This window comes from Candidatus Thiodiazotropha sp. LNASS1 (assembly GCF_964212655.1).
Taxonomy (GTDB): Bacteria; Pseudomonadota; Gammaproteobacteria; order Chromatiales; family Chromatiaceae; genus Thiodiazotropha.
The window spans coordinates 3,278,023-3,290,812 of the sequence record NZ_OZ156465.1 but is presented as its reverse complement, the minus strand read 5'-3'; the positions used below and the strand labels follow the sequence as shown (position 1 = coordinate 3,290,812).

Sequence of the window (12,790 nt, the reverse complement as noted above, 5' to 3'; positions counted from 1 at the left end):
CGGCTAGTGTGTTAATGCGTAATCTGAAATTTTCTATGCAGAAACAAAGACCGTGAATGAACCCAAATAATCGCAAACAGAAAGCACCAGTATAGATCTGCCAGTTTTACGCTGCTGTCTGTTCACCGTAGCCAGGTCAATAACGGTAGGATCTGTAGCAGGCACTTGTCTTTACCAGGGAACGGTGCGAACCAGTACCTCTATATCTAATCGCTCAGCTGATAGCGGGTCCCGCAATAGGGGCAGACAGCACTGCCGGTCTTTTCAATGGGCAGATAGACCCGCGGGTGTAATCCGGCCAATGCCTCACCTGGCCTTGGACAGCTCAAAGGCAAATCATTTCGCGTGACCTTTTGCGCATCTTGCTGTGTTGCTTGAGTCTCTGTTTGCGTCATCCTCAATACTCCTGATTAGACATATGCGAGCCATTCCGGGTGGAATGCAAGACGCCCGTGAACGAGATCGAAATAGTCCTTTTGCAATATTTTCGTGATCGGGCCACGACCACCATTGCCGATAGGGCGATTATCCACCTCGCGTATCGGTGTCACCTCAGCCGCGGTGCCGGTGAAGAACGCCTCATCCGCAATGTAGACCTCGTCCCGTGTTATCCGCTTTTCGATAACCTTGTAGCCCCGCTGTTCAGCCAATTCGATGACACTCTTTCGCGTGATACCGTCCAGTGCCGATGTCAGATCCGGAGTGTAGATAACGCCATCCCGTACAATAAAGATATTTTCACCGGAACCCTCCATGACATAACCCTCGGCATCCAGCAGCAAGGCCTCATCATAGCCGTCATGCAGGGCTTCCTGAAGCGCCATCATGGAGTTCATATAGTTACCGTTCGCCTTGGCCCGGCACATGGTGATGTTGACATGGTGACGGGTAAACGAGGAGACGCGGATACGGATACCCTTCTCCATATTCTCGGCCCCAAGATAAGCGCCCCACTCCCATGCGGCCACCATGCAGTGTACCTTGAGATTGTCGGCCCGCAGCCCCATCCCCTCGGAACCGTAGAAACACATCGGCCGGATATAGGCTGAATCGAGATCATTCTCCCTGACCGCCGCTATTTGGGCCTGATTGAGGGTTTCACGATCAAAGGGCATCGGCATATTCAAGATATGTGCGGAGCGAAACAGCCGGTCGGTATGGTCTTGCAGGCGGAAGATGGCCGTGCCCTTCTCTGCGTGATATGCCCGCACACCTTCGAAGACCCCCATGCCATAGTGCAAAGTATGAGTCAGGACGTGGGTCTTAGCTTCACGCCATGGAACCATCTTGCCATCCAGCCAGATGACACCGTCACGGTCTGCCATTGTCGACATCATTGAAACATCTCTCGTTCAGTTTTTTTGTTTTGCATAAGACAGGACCAGATGTCCTGTACCAACGCCCGCTCTTCGGCGAGTTTTTCAATCTCGACCAGAGCCGGCAGATCCTGTAATGCGCTACGATGGTAGGCCGCGCGCAATACCTTGTAGATCCCCATCATCCGCTCAGCCGCATAATCGTTCAGCAGGCCGAGCTTGCTCATGGTCTCCAGTAGACGAATGTTGTCTGTCCACACCAGGAGTTCGGGATAGTCGTGCGCCCACCGGAGGACCGTGTATTGAACCATAAATTCTATATCGACGATACCGCCGGTTCCCTGCTTGAGATCAAATTGATCCGGGTTGCTCTTATCCAGGCTGGCTCGCATTTTCTCGCGCATCTCCACCACTTCACCCTGTAACCGCGCAGGATCCCGCCGCCTGCCGAGCACCTGGCGACGGATCGCTTCGAAGCGGTCATTGATCCGCTTGTCACCCGCCACTACCCGTGCCCTCACCAGTGCCTGATGCTCCCAGGTCCAGGCACTGTTGTGTTGATAAGTCTCAAATGTCTCAAGCGAGCTGACCATCATTCCGGAATTGCCGTTGGGCCGAAGCCGCATATCCACATCATAGAGAATGCCGGAGGGTGTCCGTGTGGTCATGATGTGAATAAAGCGTTGCGCCATTCGGGCATAGAAGACATCCACAGAGACCGGCTTTTCACCATCCGTGAAGGCGTTCCTGTCGGCGCAGCCATGCAGGAAAACCATATCCAAATCGGAACCGAAACCCAATTCAATACCACCCAGTTTGCCATAACCGACAACCGCAAAACCGGTCTCATCACGGGCCAGCCCCGGGGGCCGGCCATGGCGTCGCACCAGTTCCCGGTAGGTGAGTCGAATTACCTGCTCAATGACACTTTCGGCAGTCCAGGTCAGATAGTCACTGACCACCATCAAAGGAATCTGCTCGGCGATGTCCGCCGCCGCAACCCGCAGCCTGTTACTCTGCGCGAAGAGACGCAGCAACTCCATCTGGCTCTCCAGGTCATCCTCATCGATACGGGCAAGCTGATCCGCCAATTCCACATTGAGTTCAGCACGCTTCAGCGGGGAGTAGAGCCGCCTTGGATCGAGTAGTTCATCCAACAGGATGGGGTGCCGGGTCAGCATATTGGCAACCCAGGGGCTAACCGCCGTCAGTTTGACCAATTGTGAGAGTACCAACGGATTCTCAACCAACAGCGCGATGTAGGCGGTACGCTGGGCGATCGCTTCGAGCAGGCCGGTCACCCTATGCAGTGTATCGTCAGCCCACCCCGATTGCCCCACAGCCTCTAGCAGCAACGGCATCAATTGATCGAGTCGCTCCCGTCCCTTGGTACTCAGTCGACGGTAGGCATGGCTGCCACGAAATGTATGCAACTGACGTAACGCCTGTTCACTATTACTGAAACCTGCTGCCCGCAGGGCTTCAATCGCCTGCTCTTGATCGACACTATCGTGCCAGACCCCGGTAAGTGGCTGAGTCTCCTCGTCACTCGATGTCTGCGGCGCGGCGAACACCATATCGAAGTGTCCCTGAACGCGTCTGCGGTAGTGCTCAAGCTGGCTGGAGAAGTCATCCCAGCAGGCATATCCCATGGATCGGGCCAAGCGCAGCCTGCCTACTTCATCCGCCGGCAGGAGATGGGTCTGCCTGTCCTGCCATGCCTGCAGGCGATTCTCCACCAGGCGCAGGTACCGGTAGGATTCACTCAACTCCTGCACCGCATATTCCGGCAACAGCCCCCGCTCCTGCAGGCATTGCAACACAAGCAGGATAGGCCTGATCTGGAGCTCCTTGTCCCGGCCACCGCGAATCAGCTGAAAGGCCTGACCGATGAACTCAATCTCACGAATACCACCGGGACCAAGCTTGATGTTGGCCTCCATGCCTTTTTTATGCAGTTCATTGCTGATCAACTGCTTCATCTCGCGCAGGGATTCAATCGCTCCAAAATCGAGATATCGACGGTAGACGAAGGGGCGCAACAGGGCCATCAACTCATCCCCGGCACGCGAATCACCCGCCACTACGCGCGCCTTGATCATGGCATAGCGTTCCCACTCCCGCCCTTGCGAGCCATAGTAACTCTCCATGGCGGCAAAACTCATGGCAAGGGGCCCGACACTGCCAAAGGGACGCAGCCGGGTATCCACCCTGAACACAAAACCGTCACCGGTATGATTGTCCAACACCTGGACCAGACGCTGGCAGAGGCGGATAAAAAACTGCTCATTGGTGAATTGCCGTACACCATCGGTTTGTCCGCCTTCCGGATAGGCGAAGATCAGATCGATATCTGAGGACAGATTGAGCTCCCTGGCACCCAGTTTACCCATTCCAAGGACCACCAGCGATTGCGCTTCTCCCTCCTGATTTCGAGGTGTGCCCATCTGATCACAAAACCAGGCATAGAGCTTCTGCAACGCCCGATCGATACAACTGTCCGCCAGTGCGGAAAGATCCTCCAAGGTTTCATCCAGAGACGCCAATCCGGCAAGGTCCCGCCAGATTATGCGCACCATTTGACGGCGACGAAATTCTCTGAGTGTTTGTGAAAGCCCCGTTTCATCGCTGACACTCTCCAACACGAGTGCAAGACGCTGCGACATTTCGCCTTCACTGAGGGAACGCTTCAGATCCCCATCTCGATAAAGATCCGGCAGCAATTCCAAATAACGCAGCGCACACTGCACCACATAATCGCTTGCCTCCCAAACCTTCAGCGCAGCATGATGAAATTCGGCCTCCTGGGGTATCGGCAGTCCCGCTTCATTCAGTTTCTGCTGCCACTGCTGCCACTGTTTTTCTGTCTCTTGTTGCAGATTCACACGCAAACCCATGTCAGATTCAGGGTGGTAATGTTTCTATCATCCAATACTACACAGGGTATCATCCGGTCATTTCTCGATACTTACTGATTTTACCCGTGCCTATTCCCACTGTTTTGCCAGTCTAACAGTTTTTTTCCGGCTTAATGATACGGAATCCCTGATTGGATCAGAGCTTCCTTAAGTGGAACCATGAGACTCCGCTCCCAGGGCCTGCCAACACTGATCCAAATCCAAGCCCCTCTCCGTTGCGTATAACAATCAGGCAATACACCATACAGTTGGTACCTGGGATGGACTGGATCAGTTTCTTTTCAATGCAGGGTGTAGCGGCACTCTCAGCACTGTTTATCTTCGTCATCGGCTGTGCTGCATTGTTGGTTGTCATCCTGTTCATCATCGACCTATCACAGACCAGGGACGCTATCCGTCATAATTTTCCGGTAATCGGCCGCTTTCGCTCCCTGTTCAACCGTCTGGGCGAGTTTTTCAGACAATATTTCTTTGCCATGGACAGGGAGGAGATGCCATTCAACCGGGCAGAACGGGAGTGGGTCTACCACTCCGCTGCGGGGGTCGACAATACCATCGCCTTCGGCTCCACCAAATCGCTGAATACGCCAGGCACGATCCTGTTCGTCAACACCCCGTTTCCCACCCTGGCAAGCGATGCCGCCCATGCACCGCCGGTGATCATTGGGGCCGGTTGCAGAGAGCCATACCGGACAGCTTCTCTGATCCACATATCCGGCATGAGTTATGGCGCTATCTCAATCCCGGCGGTTCGCGCCCTCTCTCGTGGGGCTAAACTGGCCGATTGCTGGCTGAATACCGGTGAAGGCGGTCTTTCACCCTATCATTTGGAAGGGGACTGCGACCTGGTATTTCAGATAGGCACCGCCAAATACGGCGTACGCGATCAAGCAGGCCGTTTCTGCAAGAAGAGGCTGACAGAGATTTCAGCCATCCCCCGGATTAAGATGTTCGAGATAAAACTCAGCCAGGGCGCCAAGCCGGGCAAGGGCGGCATACTGCCGGGCAGGAAAGTCACCGAAGAGATCGCAGCGATACGCGGCATCCCGGTGGGCGAGGCTTCGATATCACCCAATCGTCACCCCGAAATCTCCAACTTTTCAGAGTTATTGGACTTTATCAATCTAGTGCGCGACCTCTCCGGCAAGCCGGTTGGTTTCAAGACCGTGGTCGGAACCCATATCTGGCTCGAAGAGATGTGCGAAAAGATACATCAATGTGGTATTGCCTGCGCACCGGACTTCATCACCATCGATGGTGGCGACGGTGGCACCGGCGCTGCACCGATGCCACTGATGGACAGTGTCGGGCTGCCCATCAAGGCGGCTTTGCCGAAAGTAGTCGATATCCTTCAACGATATGGCCTGCGTGATCGCATCAAGGTGATCGCATCAGGCAAGTTGATCACGCCTTCGGAAACCGCCTGGGCATTCTGCGTTGGCGCGGATTTTGTCACATCGGCACGTGGCTTTATGCTTGCAATGGGTTGCATCCAGGCCTTGAAGTGCAATAGAAACACCTGCCCCACGGGCATCACCACCCACAACAAGCGACTTCAGCGGGGACTCAATCCACAACAGAAGGCACAGCGAATAAAGAATTTTGTCGATAAGATTCACTATGGCAGCGGGCTGATCGCTCACTCATGCGGCGTACCTCATCCACGGGCGCTTAGGCGCCACCATTGTCAGATTATTCAGGCCAATACTCAGCCCATCCCGCTCGATGAGCTCTATCCATACCAGCAAACAGCAGCGCAGTATCGCACCGATATATAAATGACAAGGCCCGCTGAGCAGGCAAAGATGTCTCAGCGGGCCAGGTTGTATACAAAGATCAGTTCAGCTTGCTTTGAATGGTCTGCATCATGCGTACGATCTCTTCAGAGAGGGGACCAACCCGCTGATACTCCCTCTCGGCAGCCTGCATATCACCCCTGTCCTTGAGGTCGGCTATACGCTTGATCAGTTCATGCAGCTCTCTGTGCGGCTTTTCTATCTGGTTTATTTCGCTGATATGGGACAGCTCTTTACGCCCCACATTTTCATACCAGATTCCAAAACCGCAAGCCTTGTGATTATAGGCGACCCGCTCATCCAGGGATCCTTTGCCATCCAGAAAACCCCGCAATTTGGTCTTCCAGCTCAGATGCGCGGCCATCGCCTGCTGCAGGTGATTGGAGTGAGCATCCCCGGTATTGAAATCCGACAACAACTTACCCAGCAGGTCGACCTCTTTCGACATCGCCTCACTCGCATCATAACTCTTGGCCGAATCCTGGGAGGTCGCTTCCGCCACATGGGTAATGTCGACGATATTGCGATTGATATCCTCCGCCACCGCACTCTGTTCCTCGGCTGCGGTTGCAATCTGGGAGCTCATCTGAGAGATGGTATCGACGACCCGGGTTATCTCCTCGAGGGCCTCATGTGCACGACCGGCCTGGTCGACACTCTCGGCAGCCTGTTGTTGGCTGGTCTCCATGACCGTGACCGTCTCTCTGACGCCTGTCTGCAGGCTTTCGATCATCTCCTGGATCTCCTCGGTGGAGTCCTGAGTGCGTTTGGCCAGGGTCCTGACTTCATCGGCCACCACGGCAAAACCCCGTCCCTGCTCGCCGGCACGGGCCGCCTCAATGGCTGCATTCAGTGCCAGCAGGTTGGTCTGGTCCGCGATTCCGCGTATGACGTCGAGCACCGATCCGATACGTTCACTGTCCTGCTCTACATGCTGCACCGTCTCTACCGCCCTGCCCACTTCGGAAGCCAGAGAATCGATGCTGCTGGTAACTGCATTCACCACGTCCCGTCCGCTGTTGGCCTGCTGGTCGGCCTGCCGTGCAGCCTCTGCAGTCTGGGTGGTATTCTGCGCCACTTCATGCACGGTCGCCGACATCTCTGTCATCGCTGTCGCCACCTGCGTTGTCTGCTCGTGCTGTTTGGTGATGCCGTCCCGGGTATGCTCGGCCAGGGTGGCGAAATCACCAATCCGGATACTCAGATTCGCTGTCGCATTGGAGACCTTCTTGATCATTCCCTCGGTCTTGTCGGCAAAAAGATTATAGGCCCGTGAAAGCCGCGTTACCTCGTCAGATCCCGACTCGTCCATGCGTACGGTAAGATCACCTTCAGCAGAGGCAATACCTTCCATCGCTACGGCGGCATCGCAAATCGGTTTCACCACACCACGACTGATCAGCCACACCATCGACCCGATCAGCAATACGGAGAGCAGACCCAATCCAATCACCATCATCATCAGATTCGACATGGAGTCCGCGAAATAGCTACGATCTTTTGCCAGCACCAATACACCGATGGACTCACCTGAGTAGTTCTTTACCGGTGCCGCATAGTAGGCGACAGGCTTGCCGTCGAGTTCGCCCTTGTCGAAAATGTGCTTGTCGGTACCCAAACTCTTCAGTTGCTGCATAGCGACAAGCTCATTCCCCGCCATGGTGGTGGCAAACCTATCCATCGTGCCGTTGCGGTTGATGTAGAGCTCCATGTCGATCTCATGACTTTTGGAGTACTCGTCGAAAAAAGACTGGCCGAAAGACATGCCGAACTCCACGGTCCCTACATGCTGACCATCATGACTGACAGGCACCAATCCCCGCACACCGAGACCGGCAACACCCACCTCCAGGCCCTGTATCGCCTTTTTATTCTTATTACCTTCCACCACGGTGAGACGGAAAGAGGAAAGATCATCGCCAAACTTGGCCGGCTTGTGAACCCTCAGAAAAGAGGTGGCCGGCGGTTCATGAAACTGAAACTGTCGCACGCCATACTCTTTTTTCAATACCTGGAAGCCAGGCACGAAGAGCTGTTCCAGCGCGGCGCGGTCACGATTGGCGAAATAGCTCTGAACCTCTGGAATACCGGCAACCAAGGCACTCATCGCCTTGGCGAGACGCCCTTCAGACTCGATCCCTGCCACTACGGTTTTAAAGATCTCCTGCATCTCATTCTCTTCCGCCGAGTGCAGTGCACCACCCATGAAGTTAAAGGCGGCCGAGAGGGTGATCGCAAGAACGATAACAACAGCCAGGACTGTAGCAATGACAAACCGCGGTGTGATACCTATATTCCTGAACATGACTTTTCCCCGATAGGAAGACGCATCCCTCCGTCAAAAATAAAAATCCTCAACCAATACAAATAACGGCACAAGCGGGAAAATATTTACTCGTACAATGCAAAAAGCCCCACGCCTGTAGGGGCGAGGGGCTTTTCGACAGGTTATCTGCCTGTGGGGCGGATTACATCATGCCACCCATGCCACCCATGCCGCCCATATCACCCATTGGCGGTGCAGCAGCCTCGTCCTTCGGCTCTTCTGCCACCATGCATTCGGTGGTGATCATCAAGCCGGCCACGGAGGAGGCATTCTGCAATGCATAGCGGGTTACCTTGGTCGGATCGAGGATACCCATGTCCATCATATCGCCGTACTCGTCGTTGCTGGCATTGAAGCCATAATTGCCTTCTCCGCCGCGAACCTTGTCGAGCACAACTGAGGGCTCGCCACCCGCATTGGCGACTATCTGACGCAGCGGCTCTTCCATGGCGCGGCAGGCGATCGCAATACCCACATCCTGATCGTGATTTTCACCCGACAGTTCTTCGATCGATTGCAGTGCGCGCACCAGTGCGACGCCACCACCGGGCACGATGCCCTCCTCGACAGCAGCGCGCGTGGCATGCAGGGCGTCCTCGACACGCGCCTTTTTCTCTTTCATCTCAACTTCGGTGGCAGCACCGACCTTGATCACGGCCACACCACCTGCCAGTTTGGCGACACGCTCTTGCAGCTTTTCACGATCGTAATCGGAGGAGGTCTCCTCGATCTGGCCTCGGATCTGCTCGACACGGGCCTTGATATCGCCTTCTGCACCGGCGCCGTCGATGATGGTTGTCTCCTCTTTGGAGATAGTTACCTTCTTGGCGTTACCCAGATCGTCCAATGTGGCCTTCTCAAGAGAGAGGCCGACCTCTTCCGAAATCACGGTGCCACCGGTGAGGATTGCGATATCCTGCAACATGGCTTTGCGGCGATCACCGAACCCGGGCGCTTTAACCGCAGTGACCTTGACGATTCCACGCAGATTGTTGACGACCAGGGTGGCCAGGGCCTCACCTTCCACGTCCTCGGCAATGATCAGCAGCGGCTTGCCGGCCTTGGCCACACCTTCGAGCACCGGCAGAAGATCGCGGATATTCGAGATCTTTTTATCATGCAATAGGATATAGGGGTCTTCCAGTTCGGCCGACTGACTCTGTTGATTGGTAACGAAATAGGGTGAGAGGTAACCGCGATCAAACTGCATGCCTTCGACCACATCCAGCTCGTTCTGCAGCGCTGATCCCTCTTCCACGGTGATTACACCCTCTTTACCCACTTTTTGCATCGCCTCGGCGATAATGTCACCAATATTGACGTCGGAGTTTGCAGAGATAGTACCGACCTGGGCGATCTCCTTGTCATCGGAGCAGGGGCGGGAAACCGATTTCAACTCATCCACGGCCGCCAATACAGCCTTGTCGATACCACGCTTGAGATCCATCGGGTTCATGCCTGCCGCGACAGCCTTCAGGCCTTCGCGCACCATGGCTTGGGCCAGGACGGTTGCAGTGGTGGTGCCGTCACCGGCAACGTCCGAGGTCTGAGAGGAGACCTCTTTCACCATCTGCGCACCCATGTTTTCAAACTTGTCGGACAGCTCGATCTCCTTGGCCACGGAGACGCCGTCTTTGGTCATGGTCGGGGCACCGAAACTTTTCTCCAACACCACATTTCGGCCTTTAGGGCCAAGGGTCACCTTCACAGCGTTGGCCAGAATATTGACACCCTTTATCATACGTTGACGGGCGTCATCACCAAATTGTACTTCTTTTGAGCTCATGTCTTAATTCCTTGGGTAAATGTTGAGAATCTTTACCAGGTATTACCTGTATCGTTCTGTGTTCGAAAGTTCAGGGATTAGTCTTCGATCACACCCATGATGTCTTCTTCACGCATGACGAGAACTTCCTCACCACCCAACTTCACTTCAGTGCCGGAGTATTTGCCAAACAGCACCTTATCCCCGACCTTGACATCCAACGGCCGAGCCTCACCGCTATCGGTGACCTTACCGTTGCCGACAGCGAGTATTTCACCAAGAACGGGTTTCTCGGTAGCTGCATCAGGAAGCACAATGCCACCCGGGCTGGTGCGCTCCTCTTCCATACGACGAACGATCACGCGATCGTGCAGCGGACGAATATTCATCGACTGATTCTCCTCATTAAATGGTTTTTCTGAAAAATCGATATTGGGTTCTTGTTACCAGGCAAGGCTGTTAGCACTCACCAGAACTGAGTGCTAATAATAGAGGGAAAAAGCTGTTAGTCAAGGCTGCCTGAGGAGATTTTTAGCGGCAGATTGCCACCTATCCAGCACGTTTAGCCTAATCTGTGTGATAATTACCGTATTTACACTACAGCTATACAACAAGAGGCAGATCATGAGGCAAGCCAAACAGGGTGATACCGTCCGCATCCACTACACCGGCACACTGGATGACGGAACCCAATTCGATTCTTCGGTAGATCGGGAGCCATTCGAATTCACCCTTGGCGAGAAAGCGGTGATCCCCGGTTTCGAAACGGGCGTGGAGGGTATGCAGGTCGGTGACCAGAAGTCGATCCATATTCCCGCTGATGATGCCTATGGTCAGCGTAACGACGCCCTCATCGAGAAGGTTCCACTGGAGCACTTCCCCGATGATCTGAATATCGAGGTGGGCATGCATCTTCAGGCGCAAAGCCCGAATGGTGAACATTTCAATGTGGTTGTTACCGCTCTCAGCGACAAGGATGCGACGATTGACGGTAATCACCCGCTGGCAGGAGAAGCACTGAACTTCGATCTTGAACTGCTGGAAATCGTGTAACCTACAGGTTTATTACACGTACAACCAGTGTCTTTAACAATTTAAATAAAGCGTGAGACTGGGAGGCTGATATGGCTGAATCGAAAAAAAAGGCACCAAGCAAAAAACCAAAAAAAATCAACAACAAAGTATATGAAAAGGAGCTGTTCAAACTGCAGCTCGAACTTGTCAAACTTCAGGAGTGGATCAAACATAAGGGCCTGAAAGTCGTTGTCATCTTCGAGGGTCGGGATGCGGCCGGAAAGGGCGGCGTGATAAAACGGATCACCCAACACCTCAGTCCACGTATCTGCCCCGTGGTCGCCCTACCCGCCCCCACGGAAAGGGAACAGACCCAGTGGTATTTCCAACGCTACGTACCTCATCTGCCCGCTGCCGGCGAGATGGCGCTGTTCGACCGCAGTTGGTACAACCGGGCAGGCGTCGAGAAGGTGATGGGATTCTGTAGCGAGGATGAATATCAGGAATTCATGCGTTCCTGCCCAGAGTTTGAGCGCATGTTGGTACGATCCGGTATCATCCTCATCAAATACTGGTTCTCCGTATCCGATGAGGAGCAGGAGCGAAGATTCCAAAGCAGACTGGAAGAACCTCTCAAGCGCTGGAAGTTGAGTCCGATGGATCTTGAGTCCCGTTCCCGTTGGCTGGAATATTCTAAAGCAAAAGATGAGATGTTTGCCCACACCGATATCAAACAGGCACCCTGGTATGTGGTGAACTCCGATATCAAGAAACACGCCCGGCTGAACTGTATCGCCCATCTCTTAAGCATGATCCCCTACAAGGATTTGACCCCCGAACCTATCGAACTTCCTCATCGCGCCCCCGATGTAGGTTACGTAAGGCCACCGATCACCGACCAGACATTTGTCCCGGAAATCTATCCCTAACCGGCAATCCGATCCCATCCCGGCACACGCCGGGATGTGTTAGGGCCTGTTATTCATCATCCTCGCGCTTGAATTCACCTTCGATCACCCGCTTCTCCGGGCTTCTGTCCGATCCATTGGGCGGCGGTCCCGCCGGACCCATGACGCCACCCTGTTGCAATCCCAATGTAATCAACCATCGCCGTACGGGGGGAACCAGAAACACAAAACCCACCACATCGGTGATAAAACCCGGGAGCAGCAACAGAAATCCACACACCAGCAATACCGCACCCTCCATCATCTCAAAGGCCGGCACTTCCCCGCGATCCATCGAGCCACGCACTTTGGAGAGGGTTGAAAAGCCCTGTGTTCGCACCATCCAACCACCGAGCAAGGCAGTGAAAACAGTCAGGAAAATCGTCGAAAAAGCACCGATCTGGGAACCCACCTCGATAAGAAAGTAGAGCTCCACCAGCGGAACGCCTACAAACAACAGCAAAAAGAGTAACAGAGGATTCATAACGGGAGAGCTTACGCGGGGAGCCAGGCCCATACAAGACTCCATGCCTGGTCGTCGGATTCACCTTGCCGACAGACCATATTGCTCTGCACAAGGGTTGAATCAGCTTGAATTCAACGCTCTGGGGGCAATTGATTTCGAAAAATATTCATGTTCTTATCAAACTTGACGACATAAAGAAACCAGAGTGCAATTGCACAATTCAAGCTATTATTATTATCTGT

At 54.1% G+C, this 12,790-nt stretch carries 10 protein-coding genes; 3 read left to right on the top strand and 7 right to left on the bottom strand.

The window, feature by feature from the left end; translation table 11 throughout:
* Positions 1–206: 206 nt before the first annotated feature.
* From AB8516_RS14470 to glnE, 3 genes are read right to left on the bottom strand one after another with little or no spacing between them, the layout of a single operon-like run.
* The gene (locus AB8516_RS14470) at positions 207–395 is read right to left on the bottom strand and encodes a zinc-finger domain-containing protein (protein WP_069123826.1); all 189 of its coding nucleotides are present in this window, start codon (positions 393–395) and stop codon (positions 207–209) included.
* A gap of 15 nt (positions 396–410) precedes the next feature.
* Entirely contained in the window at positions 411–1,334 is a 924-nt protein-coding gene (locus tag AB8516_RS14465; protein WP_369163293.1) for a branched-chain amino acid transaminase, read from the bottom strand.
* The gene (gene glnE / locus AB8516_RS14460) at positions 1,334–4,213 is read right to left on the bottom strand and encodes a bifunctional [glutamate--ammonia ligase]-adenylyl-L-tyrosine phosphorylase/[glutamate--ammonia-ligase] adenylyltransferase (protein WP_369161704.1); all 2,880 of its coding nucleotides are present in this window, start codon (positions 4,211–4,213) and stop codon (positions 1,334–1,336) included. The genes AB8516_RS14465 and glnE overlap by 1 nt, the downstream gene beginning before the upstream one ends.
* A gap of 281 nt (positions 4,214–4,494) precedes the next feature.
* Between glnE and AB8516_RS14455 the strand changes: the two genes are divergently transcribed.
* Positions 4,495–6,012, top strand: coding sequence for an FMN-binding glutamate synthase family protein (locus AB8516_RS14455; RefSeq protein WP_369161702.1), 1,518 nt, complete (start codon positions 4,495–4,497; stop codon positions 6,010–6,012).
* A gap of 58 nt (positions 6,013–6,070) precedes the next feature.
* On the opposite strand, the gene AB8516_RS14450 is transcribed toward AB8516_RS14455, so the two are convergent.
* From AB8516_RS14450 to AB8516_RS14440, 3 genes are all read right to left on the bottom strand, one after another.
* Complete coding sequence (locus AB8516_RS14450; protein ID WP_369161700.1) at positions 6,071–8,335, bottom strand: methyl-accepting chemotaxis protein; 2,265 nt, start codon at positions 8,333–8,335, stop codon at positions 6,071–6,073.
* Between the two features lie 163 nt (positions 8,336–8,498).
* On the bottom strand, positions 8,499–10,142 hold the full coding sequence (gene groL / locus AB8516_RS14445) for a chaperonin GroEL (protein WP_369161698.1): 1,644 nt from the start codon (positions 10,140–10,142) through the stop codon (positions 8,499–8,501).
* A 77-nt stretch (positions 10,143–10,219) separates the two neighbouring features.
* A complete protein-coding gene (locus AB8516_RS14440) occupies positions 10,220–10,510 on the bottom strand; it encodes a co-chaperone GroES (RefSeq protein WP_108291357.1) in 291 nt (96 codons plus the stop codon).
* 235 nt (positions 10,511–10,745) lie between these two features.
* Here AB8516_RS14440 and AB8516_RS14435 point away from each other — a divergent pair, with 235 nt between their 5' ends.
* Positions 10,746–11,174 carry a peptidylprolyl isomerase gene (locus AB8516_RS14435; protein WP_108291359.1) on the top strand — a complete coding sequence of 143 codons (429 nt, stop codon included), beginning with the start codon at positions 10,746–10,748 and terminating at the stop codon, positions 11,172–11,174.
* Between the two features lie 71 nt (positions 11,175–11,245).
* Positions 11,246–12,064, top strand: coding sequence for a polyphosphate kinase 2 (gene ppk2 / locus AB8516_RS14430; protein WP_108291361.1), 819 nt, complete (start codon positions 11,246–11,248; stop codon positions 12,062–12,064).
* Positions 12,065–12,113: 49 nt separating this feature from the next.
* Here the strand turns inward: ppk2 and AB8516_RS14425 are convergent, their stop codons facing one another.
* Positions 12,114–12,599, bottom strand: coding sequence for an FxsA family protein (locus tag AB8516_RS14425; RefSeq protein WP_369161695.1), 486 nt, complete (start codon positions 12,597–12,599; stop codon positions 12,114–12,116).
* Between the last annotated feature and the right edge of the window lie 191 nt (positions 12,600–12,790).